This is a genomic window from Kribbella sp. CA-293567, assembly GCF_027627575.1.
Taxonomy (GTDB): domain Bacteria; phylum Actinomycetota; class Actinomycetes; order Propionibacteriales; family Kribbellaceae; genus Kribbella.
On the sequence record NZ_CP114065.1, the window covers coordinates 2,900,729 to 2,919,468 of the forward strand.

24 protein-coding genes are annotated in these 18,740 nt (G+C 68.3%); 19 read left to right on the plus strand and 5 right to left on the minus strand.

The window, feature by feature from the left end:
* The first annotated feature begins 112 nt into the window (after window positions 1–112).
* From OX958_RS13810 to OX958_RS13865, 12 genes are all read left to right on the plus strand, one after another.
* Window positions 113–340 (plus strand): hypothetical protein, encoded by a 228-nt coding sequence (locus OX958_RS13810; RefSeq protein ID WP_270137766.1) that lies wholly within the window; start codon window positions 113–115, stop codon window positions 338–340.
* Window positions 341–347: 7 nt separating this feature from the next.
* Entirely contained in the window at window positions 348–746 is a 399-nt protein-coding gene (locus OX958_RS13815; RefSeq protein WP_270137768.1) for a VOC family protein, read from the plus strand.
* Between the two features lie 115 nt (window positions 747–861).
* Window positions 862–3,621, plus strand: a complete 2,760-nt coding sequence (locus OX958_RS13820) for an FtsK/SpoIIIE domain-containing protein (protein ID WP_270137770.1) — start codon at window positions 862–864, stop codon at window positions 3,619–3,621.
* A complete protein-coding gene (locus OX958_RS13825) occupies window positions 3,618–4,298 on the plus strand; it encodes a hypothetical protein (RefSeq protein ID WP_270137772.1) in 681 nt (226 codons plus the stop codon). The genes OX958_RS13820 and OX958_RS13825 overlap by 4 nt, the downstream gene beginning before the upstream one ends.
* A gap of 16 nt (window positions 4,299–4,314) precedes the next feature.
* Window positions 4,315–4,575 (plus strand): hypothetical protein, encoded by a 261-nt coding sequence (locus OX958_RS13830; RefSeq protein WP_270137773.1) that lies wholly within the window; start codon window positions 4,315–4,317, stop codon window positions 4,573–4,575.
* A 2-nt stretch (window positions 4,576–4,577) separates the two neighbouring features.
* Window positions 4,578–5,885, plus strand: coding sequence for a hypothetical protein (locus OX958_RS13835; protein WP_270137775.1), 1,308 nt, complete (start codon window positions 4,578–4,580; stop codon window positions 5,883–5,885).
* Entirely contained in the window at window positions 5,872–6,345 is a 474-nt protein-coding gene (locus OX958_RS13840; protein WP_270137776.1) for a hypothetical protein, read from the plus strand. Before OX958_RS13835 ends, OX958_RS13840 begins: the two co-directional genes overlap by 14 nt.
* A complete protein-coding gene (locus tag OX958_RS13845; RefSeq protein WP_270137778.1) occupies window positions 6,338–6,808 on the plus strand; it encodes a hypothetical protein in 471 nt (156 codons plus the stop codon). The genes OX958_RS13840 and OX958_RS13845 overlap by 8 nt, the downstream gene beginning before the upstream one ends.
* Window positions 6,809–7,033: 225 nt before the next feature.
* Window positions 7,034–7,258, plus strand: a complete 225-nt coding sequence (locus OX958_RS13850; RefSeq protein ID WP_270137780.1) for a hypothetical protein — start codon at window positions 7,034–7,036, stop codon at window positions 7,256–7,258.
* Window positions 7,255–7,617 carry a hypothetical protein gene (locus OX958_RS13855; RefSeq protein WP_270137782.1) on the plus strand — a complete coding sequence of 121 codons (363 nt, stop codon included), beginning with the start codon at window positions 7,255–7,257 and terminating at the stop codon, window positions 7,615–7,617. Before OX958_RS13850 ends, OX958_RS13855 begins: the two co-directional genes overlap by 4 nt.
* Before the next feature lie 106 nt (window positions 7,618–7,723).
* Complete coding sequence (locus OX958_RS13860) at window positions 7,724–8,707, plus strand: oxidoreductase (protein ID WP_270137784.1); 984 nt, start codon at window positions 7,724–7,726, stop codon at window positions 8,705–8,707.
* 4 nt (window positions 8,708–8,711) lie between these two features.
* Complete coding sequence (locus OX958_RS13865; protein ID WP_270137785.1) at window positions 8,712–9,203, plus strand: metallophosphoesterase family protein; 492 nt, start codon at window positions 8,712–8,714, stop codon at window positions 9,201–9,203.
* Here OX958_RS13865 and OX958_RS13870 read toward each other — a convergent pair.
* Entirely contained in the window at window positions 9,200–9,355 is a 156-nt protein-coding gene (locus OX958_RS13870) for a hypothetical protein (protein ID WP_270137787.1), read from the minus strand. The two genes, OX958_RS13865 and OX958_RS13870, sit on opposite strands and share 4 nt — an antisense overlap.
* A gap of 18 nt (window positions 9,356–9,373) precedes the next feature.
* On the opposite strand from OX958_RS13870, the gene OX958_RS13875 reads away from it, so the two are divergent.
* A complete protein-coding gene (locus tag OX958_RS13875; RefSeq protein ID WP_270137789.1) occupies window positions 9,374–10,012 on the plus strand; it encodes a hypothetical protein in 639 nt (212 codons plus the stop codon).
* 129 nt (window positions 10,013–10,141) lie between these two features.
* Here OX958_RS13875 and OX958_RS13880 read toward each other — a convergent pair whose 3' ends face one another.
* The gene (locus tag OX958_RS13880; protein WP_270137791.1) at window positions 10,142–10,804 is read right to left on the minus strand and encodes a DUF6308 family protein; all 663 of its coding nucleotides are present in this window, start codon (window positions 10,802–10,804) and stop codon (window positions 10,142–10,144) included.
* Between the two features lie 175 nt (window positions 10,805–10,979).
* Between OX958_RS13880 and OX958_RS13885 the strand changes: the two genes are divergently transcribed.
* Both OX958_RS13885 and pyrE read left to right on the plus strand, forming a co-directional pair.
* Window positions 10,980–12,233, plus strand: a complete 1,254-nt coding sequence (locus OX958_RS13885; protein ID WP_270137792.1) for an exonuclease domain-containing protein — start codon at window positions 10,980–10,982, stop codon at window positions 12,231–12,233.
* 56 nt (window positions 12,234–12,289) lie between these two features.
* Window positions 12,290–12,823, plus strand: coding sequence for an orotate phosphoribosyltransferase (pyrE, locus tag OX958_RS13890; protein ID WP_270137793.1), 534 nt, complete (start codon window positions 12,290–12,292; stop codon window positions 12,821–12,823).
* 202 nt (window positions 12,824–13,025) lie between these two features.
* Here the strand turns inward: pyrE and OX958_RS13895 are convergent, their stop codons facing one another.
* Window positions 13,026–13,289 (minus strand): hypothetical protein, encoded by a 264-nt coding sequence (locus OX958_RS13895; RefSeq protein WP_270137794.1) that lies wholly within the window; start codon window positions 13,287–13,289, stop codon window positions 13,026–13,028.
* Between the two features lie 157 nt (window positions 13,290–13,446).
* Window positions 13,447–13,878, minus strand: coding sequence for a hypothetical protein (locus OX958_RS13900; protein ID WP_270137795.1), 432 nt, complete (start codon window positions 13,876–13,878; stop codon window positions 13,447–13,449).
* 863 nt (window positions 13,879–14,741) lie between these two features.
* Between OX958_RS13900 and OX958_RS13905 the strand changes: the two genes are divergently transcribed.
* The gene (locus OX958_RS13905; RefSeq protein WP_270137796.1) at window positions 14,742–15,245 is read left to right on the plus strand and encodes a hypothetical protein; all 504 of its coding nucleotides are present in this window, start codon (window positions 14,742–14,744) and stop codon (window positions 15,243–15,245) included.
* Between the two features lie 133 nt (window positions 15,246–15,378).
* Here OX958_RS13905 and OX958_RS13910 read toward each other — a convergent pair whose 3' ends face one another.
* Window positions 15,379–15,948, minus strand: coding sequence for a hypothetical protein (locus OX958_RS13910; RefSeq protein WP_270137797.1), 570 nt, complete (start codon window positions 15,946–15,948; stop codon window positions 15,379–15,381).
* A 296-nt stretch (window positions 15,949–16,244) separates the two neighbouring features.
* On the opposite strand from OX958_RS13910, the gene OX958_RS13915 reads away from it, so the two are divergent.
* The 3 genes from OX958_RS13915 (at window position 16,245) to OX958_RS13925 (ending at window position 18,740) form a co-directional block, all read left to right on the plus strand.
* On the plus strand, window positions 16,245–16,793 hold the full coding sequence (locus OX958_RS13915) for a hypothetical protein (RefSeq protein ID WP_270137798.1): 549 nt from the start codon (window positions 16,245–16,247) through the stop codon (window positions 16,791–16,793).
* Window positions 16,794–16,884: 91 nt separating this feature from the next.
* On the plus strand, window positions 16,885–18,078 hold the full coding sequence (locus OX958_RS13920; RefSeq protein WP_270137799.1) for a sensor histidine kinase: 1,194 nt from the start codon (window positions 16,885–16,887) through the stop codon (window positions 18,076–18,078).
* On the plus strand, window positions 18,078–18,740 hold the full coding sequence (locus OX958_RS13925; RefSeq protein ID WP_270137800.1) for a response regulator: 663 nt from the start codon (window positions 18,078–18,080) through the stop codon (window positions 18,738–18,740). The genes OX958_RS13920 and OX958_RS13925 overlap by 1 nt, the downstream gene beginning before the upstream one ends.

The following is an 18,740-nucleotide window of genomic DNA, read 5'->3' on the forward strand; positions in this document are numbered from 1 at the left end:
CCACCGCGCGGACAGAAATCGCGTCGCTGCCAGAGCCTGTGGAAAACGGCCCTGGCGTGGGAGAAACGCCCACAGCTCTGCGGTGAGCGCGATCGGCTCGGACAATGAAGGAATGACCAAGGAGAGCAGCATCGCCCGCGTACTGCTGGTGCTGGTCTTCGCGCCGTCCGGCGGGTTGTTCGGCAAAGCTGTCGCCGACGCCGCGGCGGGCGAGGAGTGGTGGCCCTGGCTGGTCGCCGCCCTGGTCTGGCTGGTGCTCTCCGGACTGGTCTCGGTGGCGGTCTCGAGCCGGTTCGAGGACGGGCACAGCAAAGACAGATCCCGTGACGAGCACAGATAATGCTGCGATGGCCGCCGCTGTGCACCACATCGAGATCTGGGTCCCCGACCTGTCCCGGGCACTGAACGACTGGGGCTGGGTGCTGCACCAGCTGGGCTGGAAGGACGGCGACGGCTGGCCTGGCGGCTTCAGTTGGAGATCGGGCGTGGACAGCTCGTACCTCGTCGTCGAGCAGAGCCCCGCGATGTCCGCCGCCACCCACGACAGGCTGCGTTTCGGCCTGAACCATCTCGCCCTGAACGCGGCCGGCCGCGCTGAGGTCGATGCCATCGTCGCCGACGCCGCCGGCCATGGCTGGACCCTGATGTTCGCCGATCGCCACCCGTACGCCGGCGGCCCGCAACATTACGCCGCTTTCCTGCATAACCAGGACGGCTACGAGTTGGAGATCGTCGCCCCCGGATGACCTCGATCGGTTGGTGAGACTTGTGGTGCCTGGAGTGACGCACGGGGCTGCTGGTGTGACATGGTTGGCGAAGGCATTTGGTCGGTCGCGTGGGGTTGGTGGAAGGACGGTGCTCGTGACGGAGCAGCCTGCTGGTGGTGGTGCGCCCACGCCGGCCGCGGAGATCGCAGCTGGTCCGGAGGTTCTGGAAGGGCGGATCCGCGGGCTCCAGTTCGCGCTCGGGCAGTTGCTCGAGAACGCGCGTCAGCACACTCGCGGTGAGCACCAGCGCGCAGTACAGCTGCATCGTCAGCTACAGGCCGAGACCATGGCGGCGCGGCGGGAGTCGCGCGGGCTGGTGGAGGCCGCTACGACGGAAGCGCTGGCGGACGCCGAGCCGGCCGCGCGGCTCCTGGCCGACCGGCTGGCGCCTGGGCTGGCATCCATTCCGCCCAACGACGCCCGCTGGCGATCCCGCCAGCTCGTCGGCGCAGGCACCCCCTCGTACGTACGAGTCGGCCAGCTCCAAGCCGGTACGCCGGTAGTCGCGCCGCTGTTGCGCACCAATGGCTGGAAGGTGACCGCCGATCGCAACGAGTCCGCTCGCCGGCTGCTGCAGAGCACCGCGTTGCGGCTGATCGCGGCAGCCGAGCCGTTCCGGCTGCGGATCGACGCTTTCGACCCGCGGCTGACCGGGATGATGGGCCTGCTGGGGCACCTGACCACGAAGTACCCGCAACTGGTGCCGAGGGCAACGCACACCGCGGAGCAGCTGCACACGGTGCTGTCCGGGCTGGTCGACGTCTCCTCGATGCGTGCGAGCAGGCAGGCGCAGCTGGGCCACAAGCACTTCGAGGACCTGGTCCGGGAGACCGGGCGGGTCACCGATCCGTACCGGCTGATCGTGCTGTTCGACTACCCGAACGGGATCGACCAACTGGCCCAGCGCGACCTGGTCCGGCTGGCGGCGACCGGGGCCGATCGCGGCATCTGCTTCCTGGTCCATCACGACCCGGCGAAGAGCGGAGAGCACGACATCGATGCCCGGGAGCTGCTGGAGCTGCTCCAGCCCGTTGCCATTGCCAACGAGAAGGTCGAACTGTCGCATCTGCCGAACGTGCCGGCCGAACTGGACCCGCCCTTCGACGCGAACATCGCCGCGAAGATCTGTGACGTCGTCGCCGAGCTGGCGGAGATCGCCGTCCTGCCGACCATCGACTTCAACCAGACACTGCCGGACAGGTCCACCTGGTGGCGACCGGTCACCGACGAGATCAGCACCGTCATCGGGTACGACGACCGCACGCCCGCGCTGGTGCGGTTGCGCAGCGGCAACCCGGCGCTTCCCCACGTGCTCGTTGGTGGCGCGGTCGGGCAGGGGAAGTCGAACCTGCTGCTGGTACTGATCCATGGCCTGGCCGCGCGCTACCACCCGGCGGACCTCGAGATGTACCTGCTCGACTTCAAGCACGGCGTGGAGTTCTCGGCGCTCGGACCGGCCGGTGAGCGGGAGCACTGGCTGCCCCAGGTGCGGGTGCTCGGGGTGCACAGCGACCGGGCCTTCGGTCTCGCGGTGCTGCGGCACCTGTCCGACGAGCTGGTCCGGCGGAGCGAGATCTTCAAGTCCCACGGCAACGTGGCGGACATCGCCGAACTGCCGGCCGGCGACGACCGGCCGCCGCGGATCCTCGCCGTACTGGACGAGTTCCAGGTACTGCTGGAAGAAGACGACGAGCTGGCCGAAGAGGCTTCCCGGTTGCTCGAGCGGCTGGTACGCCTCGGCCGGGCGTACGGCGTGCACGTGGTGCTGGCGACGCAGACGATCGAGGGCGTGAAGAAGCTTTCGTCCAAGCGTGATTCGATCTTCGGGCAGGTGCCCTACCGGATCGCGCTGAAGACGACGCCGGCCGACTCACAGGCGATTCTGCGGACCGGCAACTCGGCCGCGGCGGAGCTGCAGTTCCGTGGCGAGGCGGTGCTGAACGCCAACTTCGGGTCGCCGGACGACAACCAGCACGTGCTGGTCAGCTTCGCCGACAAGGTGGTGCTGAACGACCTGCGGCGTGAGCTGTGGCTGAAGTCCGGTAGTACCCGTCCGCCTCGCATCTTCCACCTGGCCGAGCCGGCCCGACTCGTCGACACCGCCGCAGCTGTGCAACCCGAGCTCGGCCGGCCCTGGATCGGGTTGCCGATCGCGGTGACCGAGGAGCCGGCGACGCTGGAGGTGCAGCCGGAGCCGGGGGCGGGCGTCCTGGTGTTCGGAGACGGGCCGGCCGATGCGCTGGGTGTGCTGACGGGACTGGCGGTGTCGGCGGCTGCAGCGGCCGCAGTACCGCCTCGCTTCATCTTCCTGGACGGCACGGACTCGGCACCGGCGGTTGCCGAGGGCAAGGGCGCGCTGATCCAGACGTTGCGCCTGCTGGGGTGTGAGGTCGAGACTGCCGACAAGCACGAGGATGTCGTCCGGCGGCTGTTCTCGCTGCGGGACGCCGTGCGGGACGGGCAGATCGGCGGTACGACGTACCTGCTGGGGTTCGGGTTGCACGCCGTACCGAAGATGCAGACTCATGCCGACGGGTTCTACGAGAGCCCTGCCAACGCGCTGCAGGACATCGTGCGAGGCGGGGCCGGGCAGGGGCTGATCACCCTTGGCTGGTGGAACCGGATGCACGTCTGCACCCAGCAGCTCGGCTTCGACCGGGGCAGCGTGGCGACGCATGTGTTCCTGCGGCACCCGCAGGACGGCGTACGGGCGGTGGCTGGGTCGTTGATGCGGTGGACGCCGGAGCCGCATCGGGCGCTGGTGTGGGACGGGTCGGGCGCGCAGGTCGTCGTACCGTTCGCGCCGCTGCGCGTGGACGAGGTCGACCGGTACGTGGAGCTGGTGCGGCGATGAAGACCGAGCACGAGCAGTGGACGGCGTACGCGCGGGCGCTCCGGCAGGTCGCGGGAGCGCGGGCGGACGCACAGCAGACGCAGGACCGGTTGACGGCCAACAGGTCCAAGGCGGAGGCCACCGCGATGGCAGAGGCCGATGCGATGGCCGAGCGGGGGCGCAAGCTCGAGGTCCGGCTGAACGCTCTTGCCGAGAAGGCGGCCGAGAGTCTGCAGCGCGCAGGCCTGCCGCCGGACGGGAAGCGTGCGTCCATCCCGCTGCCGGACATGCGCGGGATGACCGAGATGGAAGCGGCCGCCGCGAGGCTCACCAAGCAGCTCGCGGAGACGGTCGATCAGCTGGAAGAGGTTCGCAAGGCGGCCCGGGCGGAGCAGGAGCGTCGCAAGCGCCGTACGATCAGCGCCGTCGAAGTGCTGATCGGCCTCGTCGTGGTCGGTGTGGCGAGGGGATCCCTGCTGGTGGGCTTGGAGGCTGCTGCGATCGCGGCAGTGACTCTGCTGGCCGCGTCACGGGTGCTGGGGCTGCCACGGCTGCCCGGAGCCCGTTGGTGGGGCTGGGGCGGGGCGGCTCTGGTAGTGGTCCTGATGGCTGCAGGATTGCCGTGGTGGCTGGCGATCCTGGTGCCGGTCGTCGTGTCCGGTACTGCGATCGTGTTGCCGAAGAAGCGCAACCCCTAGGAAGAAGAGGCAGTAAGTGTCCGACGTACAGCGGCTCAAGGAACAGCTGCACCAGGTCTCCGCGGAGGCCAAGCAGGCAGCCGGCGGCTTGGCCGGGTTCAAGCTCCGCTTCACCCAGCACAGCGCTCAGGTGGAGAGTCTGATCGCCGGGACCGCGACCGGCGTGGACCGCGACATCGCCGAGATCCTCGATGCGGCGGGCAAGGCGGTCGAGCAGGCAGCGGAGGCGCTGGAGATCGCCGCGGCCGGCTGCAAGAACTACGCCGACCAGATCTAGCCATGCCCTCCGACCTGCAGCGGGTGGCGCAGGGACTGGTCGAGTGTCTGAACGAAGTACCGCAGATGGTCGCCTACCTGCATCGAACGGCCGCCCGCTGCCGCGACGACGCCGCGCTGGCGATCTCGGCCTCGAAAGGCCAGGCGACCGTCGCTGCACAGCAACTGGATGCGGCGGCGTATGCCTGTGAGCAGGCTGCTCACTACTTGTCGATGGCACCGCCGAAGGCCAAGGCGTGGGCCGAGGGGTTGGTCGGGGAGTCGCGCTCCAGTGACCGCCCGAACGCGCAGTCGGCGGATCGCAACCGCGCGACCGGTGGGTCGGCTGATGTTGCTCGGCGAGATCTGCTGGGACGGGTGACCCGTACGTCGCTGCCGTTCAAGCCGCAGGAACATGCTGAGGGCAAGGAAGCTCCGCTGATCGTGGTGGCGCGGAAGGCCTTCGAGAAGTTGCGGAAGAAGCAGGAGAAGGACGATGAGCAGCGGGAGGCACCGGAGGAGCTCGAGCTCGAGATCGTGGTCGCGGAGACCGGCGAGGTCGAGATCGTCGAGCAGGACGAGGCTCCGGAGGAACGCGACTTCGAGATCAAGGTGGAGCTGGACAAGGCTGCCGCTGAGCTGCTGAAGTCGATGGAGGAGTCGGGAAAGCAGTCATGGGTGGCGGCGACCGTGGTGATCGAAGCGGATCGGGTGACGGGTGAATTCACGTACCCCGACGAGCCTGTCCCGTCGGCGGTACCGGTCATTGTCGATGTGCAACTGCCTGAACCTGTCGTTGAGCCAGGTGACGGGCCGGCCGCGGGAGAGGTCGGAGTACCGGAGATCCACGTCGCGCTGGCGGACCTTCCGGGGTTCGACCCGGCGTTCCACCCCCTGACGCTGGGCGATGACTTCATGGCAGGTGTGTTCGATCCGGGCGACGAGTTCCTGCCGAAGGAACTGGCCATCGCGGAGAGGCTCGCCCAGGAAGGGTGGCGGATCGATGCCCGCCCGGCCGACCACGGATCGACCCGGAAGAACCCCGACGGGATGGTTCGCACGACCGGAGCCGACGAAGGGCTCGCGGTGGAGTTCAAGACTCCGGAGAGCACGTCGGCCAATGCGCTCAAGAGCGCGATGCTACGGGGCGGACAACAGGCGGACATCGTGATCATCGACGGCAGGCCGACGAACGTCTCGGTGGATGCCGCGGATCGTGCGTATCGTCGCTGCCTCGGTCAGCCGGGAGTGGTACTGCCGAAGATCATCCACGTGATTCTCGGCGACGAACGATTGATCAGTTACCCAAGGAGTGTGGATGTCGGACAGTGACGAGATCTTTCTGGCGATCGAGGACGAAGTCGGGGGCGTCGCGGCGCGGGTGGCGGAGGTCTTGGGGGCTCGGGGCAACGGAGCGGCGGACGAGACGGGGGAGTGGGGGTTCGTCGGGCAGGCGAAGGCAGTTGATGCGCCGTACGGGTTGTTCGTCGGGCCGAATTACCTTGGGTCCGAAGAGGGCGTGCTGCAGGCGATGGATGCCTATCCGGTGATGGTCGATGTGCAGCTTCGGACACACAAGGCGCTGCAGGCGGAGGAAGCGCGGCTGGCCTTCGAGGTGATCGTCGGGGCGATGCCTGAGGTGCCCGCGCTGTTGGTTCACAACGTCGAGTGGCTGGTGGCGGCCTATCTTCCAGGCCGGCCGGTCAAGTACTTCGAACCGCGGCTGACTCCGGATGCGGAGGACGTCGACACCTGGGGCCCCTGGGTTCTGCGAAAGGGAACTGATGTCTGAGGAGTACAGCGTCTTTCTGCGGACCGGGCAGTCGGTGGCGGAGGTGGCTGCCTGGTTGAAGGAGTTGCTGGGATTGCGGCCGGTGGCGGATGCGTCGGGGCGGGACGATGAGGTCGGGCTTCGGGGCGCCGCGGTGACCGTGGAGGGGACGCTCGGGTTCCTGGTGCATCGGAACTGGCATGTGCTGGTCGATCCTGAGCCGGGGGAGGTGCAGGCGATCGATGCCTACCCGGTGCAGGTGGACGTCTGGTACGGGGACGACGAAGGGGTGCAGGAGCGGGAGGCTCGGCTGGTGTTCGAGAAGCTGACCGGCGCCGGGGTCGCGATGTTGCTGGTGCGGGATGTGACTGATCTGGTGGCGGCGTACCTGCCGGAGGCCGGGATGCACGACTTCCCTGCCGGCGTGAGCATGGACGAGCCAGATCTCGAGCAGTGGCGCGACTGGGTGGTCGGGGTCGCGTAGCGCCGGTACTACGGGGGTGCACGGCCGGATGTCACGCTCCGGGACCGTCACCAGAAAATTTCTGCGAATCCGCGTCATGACCCCGTGACAGCTCCGTCACTACCAGTGAACCCATCCCCACAGGGAAGTGGAAGTGATCGAAGTGAACGAGAGCTGCTCGATACCGCTGATGGGAACACCGACAGGCGGCCACAGCACGCCTCCGACCGGCCGCCGGGTGCACTGATGCCCGGCGATCCGGCAGGAGAACAACGTCGCCGCGTACGGGTGTGGTTCGGGGACCACGTCGTCGCGGACTACCGGGCGGAGGCCGACGTGGCCGACCGCTATGCCGCAGCCATGACGCGCCGGTTCGCCGGGCTGCGGGTGACCAGCGAGCCGATCCCCGCGATGGATCCCGGCGGCCTGACGCTGCCGGGCGAGAGGTTGTGGGAGGTCGCGCCGAAATGACTGCCCGGCGTTTCCGGATGATCCGCCATCATGACGTCTCCGGCGTGAGTGGTACCGGACCCGTCGCCGAAGGCGTGCAGTTCACCGACCAAGCCGTCGCGCTGCGCTGGTACGGCGACTATCCGACCACCACGGTCTGGGACAGCATCGACTCGGTGATCGCGATCCACGGTCACCACGGTGCCACCGAGATCGAGTGGCTCGATCCCGATCCGGGGCCGGAGCTCGCGCAGCCACGGCGCGCCGATCTGCCGCCCCAGCCCTGGCCGGAGTTGCATCCGGCCCCCGAGCCTCCGCCGGACGAGTTCGCGTCCGGCCGGCAGACCACGACCGGATCCGGCGCCGCGGACCTGGTCTGACCCGGACGGGCCGGCGCCGAACTCCCTCCGGCGCCGGTCCCGTTCACCTGTCTGCCGTCGGCAGAGAAGGTGGGAATTGTCCGTGCCGCCTGCTTGGCTTGGGCGCGTGGACATTCTGATTCTCGGCGGTACGGCGTTCCTCGGGCGAGAGCTGGCCTCTCAGGCACTGGCTCGCGGGCATGCGGTCAGCTGCTTGGCTCGTGGTGAGAGCGGTGCGGTGGCAGCGGGCGCGACGCTGGTCGTTGCCGATCGAGGCCAACCGGACGCGTACGACGCGGTGCGGGGGCGGGAGTGGGACGCGGTCTTCGAGGTGTCGTGGCAACCGGGGTTCGTGCGTGCCGCCCTCGAGGCGTTGAGCGCGAAACACTGGACCTACGTGTCGTCCGGCAACGCGTACGAGAAGTTCGACGTACCAGGGGCCGACGAGTCGGCGGCGCTGCGTGCGGCGACCGAGCTGGAAACCGTCGATCGGGAGCTGTACGGCGAGGCCAAGGTCGCCTGTGAGTTGGCGTCAGTGGCGGCGGTCGGCGACCGGCTGGTGATCGCGCGGGCGGGCTTGATCGGCGGACCGGGGGATCGGAGCGATCGGGCCGGTGCTTGGGTGGCTCGCGCCGCGCGGGCGCCCGAGGAGCCGCTGCTCGTTCCGGACACGCCCGAGTTGCCGACGTCGGTGATCGACGTACGGGATCTGGCGTCGTGGTTGCTGGACTGTGCCGAGCAGGGCAAGACCGGGACCTTCGACACGGTGGGCCCGGTCGTGCCGTTCGGCGAGTGGATCGAGTTGGCGCGCGAGATCGGTGGGCACACCGGACCGGTGGTGCTCGCACCGCCGGAGTGGCTGGAAGAGCGGAAGGTCGAGCAGTACATGGGGCCGGAGTCGATCGCGATGTGGCTGACCGAGCCCGGCTACGAAGGCTGGTCCAACCGCAGTGGCGCCGCGGCAGCCGCAGCGGGTCTCCAACATCGCTCGCGGCGGGACTTCCTGATCGACACGCTGGCGTGGGAACGCGAGCTCGGTCTGGATCGCGAACGCAAGGCGGGCTTGAGCCCGGCTCGCGAGCAGGAGCTGATCGAGGCCGTGCGACAGTAGCGGTATGAGGTTGCTGCTGATCTCCGACACGCATCTGCCGACCCGCGCGAAGAAGCTGCCCGAGGCGGTCTGGGCCGCCGTCGACGAAGCGGACGTGGTCGTCCACGCGGGCGACTGGATCAACGTCGAGCTTCTCGACGAGCTGAGCGAGCGGGCGAACCGGCTGATCGGCTGCTGGGGCAACAATGACGGACCGTTGCTCCGGGCAAGGTTGCCCGAGGTCGCGCGGGCGACGCTGGACGGTGTCTCGCTGGCCGTCGTGCACGAGACCGGTCAGGCGAAAGGGCGCGAGGAGCGCTGCGAGCGGGCCTACCCCGACGTGGACGTGCTCGTCTTCGGGCACAGCCACATCCCCTGGGACACCACGTCGCAACGAGGCCTCAGACTGCTCAACCCCGGCTCACCGACCGACCGCCGGCGCCAGCCGTACTGCACCTACCGGACGGCCGTGATCGCGTCAGGCCGGCTCGAAGAGGTCGTGCTGCACAACCTCTAGGCGTTGGCAGCTTCCTTGACCCGGGTCTTGATCCGGTCGCGGACCTCTTCCGGAGTGTAGGCGCGACGCTTGCGCTCGCCCCTCGCGATCACGACGCCCGTGGCAGCGACCCCGACGAGCCCAGCCAGTCCAACGACCTTCCATGCCTTCATGTCCCCTAACCTAGCGACGTGGAGACACGGATAACACTGGACGACGCTACGGAACTGACACGAACGGGTGACATTTGGCTGTTCCGCGGGGACAGCGCGGCCGATCGCGCGATTCAGCTGACCACCAACAGCCCGGTGAACCACGTCGGGATGGCGATCGTTCTCGACGATCTGCCACCGCTGATGTGGCATGCCGAACTGGGGCGATCGCTACCCGACGTGTGGACCGGCCAGCATCAGCGCGGCGTACAGCTGCATGATCTTCGGGACGCGGTGCTGACCTGGTCGCGCAAGTACGGCCAGCGGGCTTGGTTGCGGCAACTGGAGTACCCGGTCACCCGCGCGACCGAGGACGCAGTACTGCGTACTGTCGCGCGGCTGGACGGCACGCCGTTCCCTTCCACGGCGCGACTCGCGTCGCGGTGGGTGCGTGGGCGCATCCCGCAGTTCCGCAAGGGTGAGCGGGAGCTGAAGCTGGAGAGCGCGTACTGCGCTGAGGTGGTCGCCGTGACGTACGAGGAGATGGGGCTGCTTCCGGCCGGGCGCCGGCCAAACTGGTACGACCCGGGCCGGTTCTGGAGCGGTGACGACCTGGACCTCATCGGCGGCGCGACGCTGGGCGAAGAGATCGCCGTGGCCATCCCGCCGAGTGACTAGCCGCCGGCTGACTGGCTCACCCGGCTGACTGGCTCACCCGACTGGCTGGTCCGCCGTCTGGCTGGTCCGCCGACTGACGAGCCCAGCGATCGACTTGCCCGTCGGCCGATCAGCCCGCCGGCCGGGTGGTCAGCCGGCGTGCCGGGCTCGCATCCACAGGATCACGTCGAGCGTGCGCAGCGGCGTGATCAGTGGGCCGAGTCCGGCGGTCTGGTGAGCGTGCGCGAGATGATCGCGGACCTCGGGAGTCACTGCCTCCTGCAGTGAGATCCACCAGCTCGCGCCCTTGCCGAGATCGACCAGCCGGCTGACCTGGGTGTCGTAGATCGGGATCAGCCGCGGCCGTTTGCGCGCCAGCAGCTTGCTCGCGGTGACGCCCGACGTGCCGTGGTCACCACCGTTCCAGGCCATCGCCCGGAACTTCGTGAACAGCCGGTACGCCGCCGACTTCGGGCTCAGGCCGGAGCGCGGTACGTCCCACAGATCCGCGTCGGCCGGGATCGCGGCCAGGAGTTCGCCGATCTCGTCGGCGTCCTCGCCGAGCAGCCGGGCGGAGACCGCGATCGGCAACCTGATGCCGAGGGCCGACAGCGCGACGATGTCGTCGGCGGTCAGGCGGTTCCGATGCGCGTCCTGGTCGGCCGGCGTTCCGATCCGCTCGAACCAGCGGCCGACGTAGCCGGTGTTCGGCGGGCCGTCCTCGAAGTACGCGCGCAGGTCGTCGACGGCCTGCCCGTCCTCGACGATCCGCAAGAGCCTGCTGGACAGGCTGGTGTCGATAGTGAGCTGCATGTTTCCCCCGCGTTGTTGCCGACACGCGGCGCCTTCCGGCGTCCCCCCGCGCTTTCAACCGGCCTATCGACTGGAATCGATGCCGCGTTACAACTGATTTCGTCCGGCCGGAAACTGTCGGTGGCCTGTGGTTGGCTTGTCACAGTCAGGCAGCCGACTGGAGGAGGAGCCGGGGATGTATGCCGTCATCGACACCGAGACCACCGGCCTGTTGCCGGGGCACCGGCACCGGGTGATCGAGATCGCGGTCGTGCTGCTGGACGCAGAGGGCCGATTCGAGCAGGAGTGGGTGACCCTGCTCAATCCGCAACGCGATCTCGGGCCGCAACACATTCACGGGATTTTGACTGCCGACGTACTGGCCGCGCCGGACTTCGCGGAGATCGCGGGGCGGCTGGCGTCCTTGCTGGCCGGGCGGATGGTGGTCGGTCACAACGTGGAGTTCGATCTGGGATTCCTGCGGGCGGAGTTCGCCCGGCTCGGCTATGCGGTGCCGCTGATCACCGAGCGATCGATGTGCACGATGGCGTTGGCGGGCTATCTGCATCCGGGTGCCAAGCGAACGCTCGGGGCCTGTTGCTCGGCGGTAGGCATCTCGATCGAGGGATGGCACTCTGCCCTCGCCGACACGCGGGCGACCGCTCAACTCTTCAGCCACTACCTGAAGGCGTTCCCGTCGCCGCCACCTTGGCAATGGGTCTACGAAGAGGTTCGGCAATGGCGTTGGCCCGCACTGCCCGGTGCGGACGGCGTGGCGACCGTGCGGCCTGTCCATGCGGGCGGGCGGCACGGCTGGATGAGCCGGCTGGTGGATCAGTTGCCCCGGGTGCCGGACCCGCCGCAAGCCGACTCGTATCTGGCCGTGCTCGACATGATCCTGGCCGATCGGGAGATCAACGAGACCGGGGCGGATCAACTCGTCCACGTCGCGACGGATCTGGGCCTCACTCGGTCGCAGGTGGACGAGTTGCACCGGGTCTACGTCGCCGATTTGGCCGAGGCGTTGTGGAGCGAAGGCGTGGGCAGTCCGGAGCAACGCAACGACCTCGACCGGGTCGCGGCGATGCTCGGTCAACGGGTGGTCGACGTCGACGATGCGTTGCTGCGCGCGAGCGGCGGTCAGTACGCCGTACCGGTGCGGCCTGGTGCGCAAGGGTTTCCGGCGGGGAGCAGTGTGGTCTTCACCGGCGACATGATCGAGGCGCGGGAGGTCTGGTGGAATCGCGCGGTCGCAGCGGGGTTCTCGCCGCAGGAGGCTGTCCGGCCGGAGACGACGTTCGTGGTCGCGGCTGACGTGGACAGTCTGTCGACGAAGGCTCGGGCGGCGCGGGAGTACGGCGTACCGATCGTTGCGGTGGAGGATTTCGTGCGGATGTTGCCCGCGGATGCGCGGGGGAGTCGCGGGGAGGAGCAACGCAGGGCGGGGTGACGGCGTCTCGGTGTCAGGACGTCTCGGCGCGATGGCGTCTCGGTAGGGTGCGGGGTGTGGACAGTGCTGGTGGGTCGCGGGCCGAGCTGGGACAGCGGATCTACCGGGCGTCGCATCTGACCGGGGAGTTCGTGCTCCGGTCGGGGATCACGGCGACCGAGTACTTCGACAAGTACCGGTTCGAGGCTGACCCGGTGCTGCTGGACGCGATTGCCGAGGCGATGGTGCCGCTGGTTCCTGCTGGGACCGAGGTGCTGGCCGGCCTGGGGATGGGCGGCATCCCGGTGGTGACCGCGCTCGGCCGCCGTACCGGGCTGCCCTGCGCGTTTGTGCGCAAGGAAGCCAAGGCGTATGGGACCTGCCAGTTGGCGGAGGGTGCCGAGATCGCTGGACGCCGGGTCCTGGTGGTCGAGGACGTGGTCACCAAGGGCGGCCAGATCGTCTTGTCGACCAGAGAACTGCGCGCGCTGGGCGCCGAGATCTCGCACGCCCTCTGCGTGATCGACCGGCAGCAGGGCGGCGCGGAGGCGCTGGCCGAGATAGAGCTCGAGCTCGTCGCTCTGCTGACCGCGGCGGAGCTGGCTGGTTGACGCTGCTCCGCGATGAAGCCGCCTGACGCTGCTTTCCGATGAAGCCGTGTCTGATACCGCTTTCCGGCGAAGTCGCCTGAGACTGCTTACTGCTGAAGCCGTCTGAACCGCTCTCCAGCAAGCCGACTGACACTGCTCTCCGACGAAGCCGCTGGATGCTAGGCGCGCAGGCGGCGCTCGTCAGGGCGTGGTCGCTGCCGGGTCAGGCGTCGGTCTCGTCGCTGTCGGCGCGTTCGATCTCGAAGCGCAGCGACTTGCCGGAGCGGATGCGTTCGACGGCGGCGAGGCAGGCTTCCTCGCTCATGTGCACACCGATCTCGCCCAGCTTGTTGCGCAGCACCAGGGCCGCGTCCTTGGCCGATCGGGCGCTGGACTCGTTGATCGCCTCGATCGTGGTCGCCGTGAGCTTCTCGCGAATGTCCGGATGAACCTCGTGGATCTCATGGGTGATTCTGAACTCCGACATCGCGCTCTCTCCTCATGACGGCCTGCCCCGTGAGCTGGCATCACCATAGTTCCCAGGCCGCCGTTCCGTATGCATCACGTCCCCGGAGTTAACACTTTGCGGTGGACCGGCCCGGACCGGCGAGGCCGGAGACTGCTTGCCTGAAGCAACTGTTTGATCAGCAGCCGTCCAGATAGGCCGTGGTGCGGGCGGGGTCGTGGTTGCGTAGGTCGGCGCCGAAGTCGACGTGAGCCTTGAGCCGGAACAGGAGCGAGACCCAGGGCGTCGGGTCGGTACGCGTCGGGTCGCCGGGCGTTGGGTCGGTCTCGTCCTCGACGGTGAGCGTGAGGTCGGTGCCGCGGTGCTCGTCCGGGGCGAGGAGGAAGGCGACCCGGTGGCCGGCCAGACGGACGACGTACAGGCTGTCCCGGACGGCTCGCTCGATCGGGGCGTCACTGGTCCGGCCGCCGGGCAGGACGAAGTGGATCACCCCGTCGGCCTCCTTGGCCGACTCCGCCCAGAAGCGCGAGCGGCCGAGTGGAGTGCTGATGGCGCGGTAGACCTCGCTCGGCGCGGACTTGAAGTGGATCTTCCACTGGGGCGAGCTCACTTGACCTCCTCAGTGCGGACGGGGCGTCGGCCGCAGACCGATTCTCCGGTACAGACCGGTCACTGGGCCGTCCTGGCGCCTTGGACACCACCGGAAGAGCGGAGAATCAAACCGGGAGTGCCAGCGATCAAATGCCTGACCGAGCGCCGCTGTCGCCGGTCGCCGCACCACAGCGCTGTGGTGCTCATGCCGGTCGTCGCCCGGCCGCCGCGCATCTCCCGCACCAGTCGTTGACCGTGCGTCTCGTGCATGCCGGTCAGCGCAAGTGCTGTGCGCGCTGGTTCGGTTCGACGGTTGTGCAGGTGGGTCCGGTCCGGGTGCTGTGCGTGCCGCTCTGGTCTCGACGCTGTGCGCCGGTGCGGTCAGAGCGCTGTGTACGCCGCTTCGGCCCGAGTGCTGCACCGGTCCGGTCCCAATGCTGTGTACGTCGGTGCAGTCAGGGCGCTGTGTGCGCCGCTTGGGTCCGAGGGCCGTGCACGTGGGTCCGGTCCGGGCGTTGGGTGTGCCGCTTGGTTTGCGCGCTGTGCGCGGTGTACGCCGCTCGTTCGAACGCTGTGCGCGGTGTACTCCGCTCGGTTCGAACGCTGTGGGCGCCGGTGCCATCGGAACGGAGTGCCCACTGCGTCGGTTCGAGCGCTGTGCACGCGAGGCCGGTGTGAGCGTTGTGCGCGCCCGTTCAAAGCGAGTGCCCTGCTCACCTGCGGGTGGGTCCCTAGCCCTCTGCCGGGCTTGGTGTTGCAGGCAGTGAACTGTTGGTCGCAATGGTGTCACAATCGTCGGTGGACTCTGTCCGGATCTGGTCCGTCACAGTCGGTGCTGAGAGACTTGTTTTCAGTGTCGCGCCAGGTCCAGGGGGTCCGCCGATGATCGACACGAGGTTCTACCGATGGCTTCGGCCCCTGCTCGGGCGCCGGCGTCGTGGTTCGCGTGAACCGGAGGAGTTCCGGCCGCGCGGTACCAGTTCCAAGGTCAACCGACTGGCCGCCCGCTACGACGCCGACGTGGATGCCGCGCTGCAGCGGCTCTGGCCGAAGGCGCGGATCTATCACGATCGGGAGTTCGCTCGTGATCGGGCGGACTTCCTGCTGGTGATCCGCGGTCGTGGCGTGATGGTGGAGACCAAGGTGAAGAGCGATCCGGGACTGTTCCGGGGCTCGACCTTGCCGCCGCTGCTCGACCGGTTGCAACGCGACGGCCGCCGGCTCGTCGTGCTGCTGAACCAGGGAGATCCGACCCCGGCGCAGGAGATGGTCGCAGCCAAGCTCGGCGACAAGGCCCGGGTACTGGTCTGGTCGGGTCCGGCTGACGACGCTGCCTTGTACGAGGCGGTCGAGTCCCTGCTCAAACAGGCCACTCGACACGCTTGACTCAGCAGACAGCGCGGAGAGCAGGGGCTGCTCTCCGCGCTGTGAGTTGGCTCCGCACCGCGAGGTGTGCCCAGGAAGGCGGCGGTACGGAGTCGTCTGTGAGTAGTGCGGGATGGCTGGTGTCGCGGGTGGATCAGCAGGCTTGAGGTGTGGTGCTGCCGCCGTCGACGATCCAACGGCCTTCGACCAACTCGACCCGCATCTGGTCGAGCCAACGGGTCGGTGTGCCGGCGGGCAGTGCGTTCTTGCCGGTGCTGTCGACGGTGCGCGCTTGCAGGGTGTCGTAGCAGGCCCGGACGATGACGCCCTTGGACAGCAGGACACGCTTGGCCCACAGCACTTTGGTGACCCCGGTGTTGTGCAGGCGTTTGGCGCGGAAGTACTTCGCCTGCTGGCTGATCGCGGTGAACATCGTCGGGGTCATCACGGGAGCGAGTTGTTTGGTCGAGCGACCGCCGCTGCGCATCATCACATCGAAGGCGACGCGGTAGTCGTAGTACGCGTTGATGATCGGGTCGTCCGAGGCCGGAGCGTCGGCTACCGGCTGGGAGCCGTTGGCCACTGCGTCGGAGACGCCCGACTTGTTGGCCTTGTGAGCGCCAGGCGAAGATGCCGCCACGTCGGCGGAGTCGTCGCGGCCGCATCCCGCGAGCATCAGGACCGGGATCAGGGTGGCGGTCACCGCCAGGTTCCGAATGCGCATGATGATCGAACCTCCTGTTGGCGCGGCGCCGCCGCTCGAGCCTTCCGGCACTGACCGTGTAACTGCGCGACACGCACCGTGGTCACTGTGATACGTATCACATTTCACCCCCTACTGCGGTAGGGGGATGGCATTGGCTCCCTGGATGGATGTCCGCAGCCCTGCTTGTTTCTAGGCTGAATCTCAGTTGCTGAGACCGAGGAGGAGCCATGACGGACAGCGTCCGGACCACAACATCAGTCACGAATGGACCGCTATTCGGTCGCCGGAGCTTGACAAGTCGGCTGACTCGCTCCGTGCTGTACGACGTAGCGCTGGTTCCGGCGAGTTTGCTGGCAATCGGCGGCTCGCTGTGGGGTCGTAACGCCGCGACCTACTCGACCTGGCATCGCCTGGCTCATCTTCTCGGTGCGCCGGCCCTACCCTCGCCGGCGCCGGGCTTGCTCTCGCAGGCCTTGGGTGCGAAGGAACGCGGGCCCGGAGCGGCGCGGGCGATGGTGACGTGGGGGACGAGTCTGGCGCTGGGGTGGTTGGGGTGGTTCCTGGTGATGTTGCTGGTGACGGCAGTGGTGCGCGGACCCTTCTATGGGTTGGTCGAGAGCGGGCCGTACGGGGCCGGGACGTGGGGAGGGCCGAGTAGAGCAGGTGCATGGGCCGTGCATGCGGCAATCTCGGTGCCGATCGTTGTGGCGTTGCTTTTCGTCCTGCGGGGGCTCGGGTTGCTGCAGGCTGCCGTGGTGCGGCGGTTCTATGGTGCGGCCACTTCGCGATGGGTGCTTCCAGCAACAATCTTCCTGGCGGCTACGGGCGTGCTGCTGTTCGGTTCGTGGACTCGGCAGCTCTGAGCTATTTCCTGGTTAAGGTCAACGGATGAGCTCGAGATGGCCGGCCGGCCGCGCGGGCGCCGGCGCAATCGCCGGCGTGGCAGTCCTTCTAGTGCTGACCACCGCCGACCTTGGGCAGCACTATCAACTGCCGATCGGTGGTGCTTTCGCGCTCGGTCTCTCCCGCGCTTTCTCTTTGGCTCTGGTTTGGCTGAAACCTTCGGTAGCTTTGCCGGTTTCACTGATGACCGCCGCCATTACTGCCGCCCTCTCCACGCCGACGTCGTCCAGCGAGCCTTGGCCTTGGCCGGTGACAACTGTCTTCGGTCACTCGATCGTTTTGGCGCTGATCGCCGCACGGGCGACGGCGGGAGGGCTTCGGGCGAGGTCTGCGGTAGCGGCCTGGTGGGTCGGAACGCAGATGGTTGGTGTGGTGGCGATGATGGTGGCGCCAGGTCGGGGAACCTGGCCGGGGTTGGTGGCCATGGCGGTGTTGTCCGCGGTGGCCGTGGCCGTGGGCGAGCTGTCGAGATCGCGGGCTGAGGCCCGGCGCCAATTGGTGGCGCAGGAAGGAATCAGTGCTGCGGAGCGGGCCGAGCGGGCTCGGTGGCAGGAGCGGGCACGGATCGCGCGGGAGTTGCACGATGTCGTCGCGCATCACTTGTCGGTGGTGGTGGTTCGGGCTGACAGCGCGCCGCATCGGTTGAAGGCCTTGCCGGAGGATGCCCGCGAGGAGTTCGCGGAGATCGCGGAGGACGCCCGCTCGTCGCTGACCGAGATGAGGCGCGTGCTGCGGTTGCTTCGCGAGGAACCGGCCGGTGCCGAGGTGAGTGGAGAGCTGGAACCGCAACCAGGGCTGGAGAATCTGGAGAAACTGGTTGCCGCGACCCGACGGGCTGGTGCCGACGTACGCCTGTCCGTCAAGCACACCGAGCACGCCGAGCACACCGAGCACGCCGAGCACACCGAGCACGCGGCGCTGGAGTGGCCGGAGGTGGGAGGTGCAGTGGGCATGACGGTCTATCGGGTCGTGCAGGAAGCGGTGAGCAACGCGGTGCGGCATGCGCCGGGCGCCGTGGTGGAGGTGGAGGTCGAGCGGCTTGGGGATGCGGTGGCTGTGAGGGTGGAGAACGGTGTGGCGAACGGGGGTGACCGCCCGGTGGAGGCGCCGGGCAGCGGGCATGGGGTGGTAGGGATGCGAGAGCGGATTGCCTTGCTGGACGGGGAGTTTTGGGCTGGGGTCACTGCGGACGGCGGGTATCTGGTGGAGGTCCGACTTCCGCTGGACAAGGGAGGGAACGCCTGATGATCTCTGTCGTGGTGGTGGATGACCAGGCGGTCGTTCGGGCTGGATTCGTCGCGTTGCTGGGCGCTCACGAGGATCTGCGGGTGGTGGGTGAGGCGGGGGACGGGGCGGAGGCGGTCGAGGTCGTGGAACAGGTACGGCCGGAGGTCGTTCTGATGGACGTGCGGATGCCGGTGATGGACGGTCTCGAGGCGACCCGGCGGATCCTTCAGGGGGTGGCGCCGGGCGAGCCGCCTCGAGTGGTCATGCTGACGACCTTCGACCTCGACGAGTACGTGTACGACGCGTTGCGTGCTGGAGCCAGCGGGTTCCTGCTGAAGCATTCGTCGCCCGACGAGTTGGCGGCTGCCGTCCGGGTGGTCGCCGCCGGGGATGCGCTGCTGGCCCCGTCGATCACTCGGCGGCTGGTCGAGGACTTCGCCAAGGTGCGGCCGGTGCTGCCCGCGACCGCGGCCGAGCTCACGCCGCGGGAGACCGACGTCTTGCGGTTGGTCGCTCGCGGGCAGTCCAACCGCGAGATCGCGGCCGCTCTGGTGCTCGCCGAGCAGACCGTGAAGACTCACGTCAGCCGGATCCTGACCAAGCTGGACCTGCGGGACCGCGCGCAGGCCGTCGTCTACGCCTACGAGGCCGGCGTGGTGACCCCCGGTCCTCGCCGGTGA

Bases quoted from the DNA above. Each gene is read 5' to 3' on its own strand.
- OX958_RS13810 (WP_270137766.1), top strand. From the start codon at position 113: ATGACCAAGGAGAGCAGCATCGCCCGCGTACTGCTGGTGCTGGTCTTC.
- OX958_RS13815 (WP_270137768.1), top strand. From the start codon at position 348: ATGGCCGCCGCTGTGCACCACATCGAGATCTGGGTCCCCGACCTGTCC.
- OX958_RS13825 (WP_270137772.1), top strand. From the start codon at position 3,618: ATGAAGACCGAGCACGAGCAGTGGACGGCGTACGCGCGGGCGCTCCGG.
- OX958_RS13835 (WP_270137775.1), top strand. From the start codon at position 4,578: ATGCCCTCCGACCTGCAGCGGGTGGCGCAGGGACTGGTCGAGTGTCTG.
- OX958_RS13840 (WP_270137776.1), top strand. From the start codon at position 5,872: ATGTCGGACAGTGACGAGATCTTTCTGGCGATCGAGGACGAAGTCGGG.
- OX958_RS13845 (WP_270137778.1), top strand. From the start codon at position 6,338: ATGTCTGAGGAGTACAGCGTCTTTCTGCGGACCGGGCAGTCGGTGGCG.
- OX958_RS13850 (WP_270137780.1), top strand. From the start codon at position 7,034: ATGCCCGGCGATCCGGCAGGAGAACAACGTCGCCGCGTACGGGTGTGG.
- OX958_RS13855 (WP_270137782.1), top strand. From the start codon at position 7,255: ATGACTGCCCGGCGTTTCCGGATGATCCGCCATCATGACGTCTCCGGC.
- OX958_RS13865 (WP_270137785.1), top strand. From the start codon at position 8,712: ATGAGGTTGCTGCTGATCTCCGACACGCATCTGCCGACCCGCGCGAAG.
- OX958_RS13870 (WP_270137787.1), bottom strand. From the start codon at position 9,355: ATGAAGGCATGGAAGGTCGTTGGACTGGCTGGGCTCGTCGGGGTCGCT.
- OX958_RS13880 (WP_270137791.1), bottom strand. From the start codon at position 10,804: ATGCAGCTCACTATCGACACCAGCCTGTCCAGCAGGCTCTTGCGGATC.
- OX958_RS13885 (WP_270137792.1), top strand. From the start codon at position 10,980: ATGTATGCCGTCATCGACACCGAGACCACCGGCCTGTTGCCGGGGCAC.
- OX958_RS13895 (WP_270137794.1), bottom strand. From the start codon at position 13,289: ATGTCGGAGTTCAGAATCACCCATGAGATCCACGAGGTTCATCCGGAC.
- OX958_RS13905 (WP_270137796.1), top strand. From the start codon at position 14,742: ATGATCGACACGAGGTTCTACCGATGGCTTCGGCCCCTGCTCGGGCGC.
- OX958_RS13910 (WP_270137797.1), bottom strand. From the start codon at position 15,948: ATGCGCATTCGGAACCTGGCGGTGACCGCCACCCTGATCCCGGTCCTG.
- OX958_RS13925 (WP_270137800.1), top strand. From the start codon at position 18,078: ATGATCTCTGTCGTGGTGGTGGATGACCAGGCGGTCGTTCGGGCTGGA.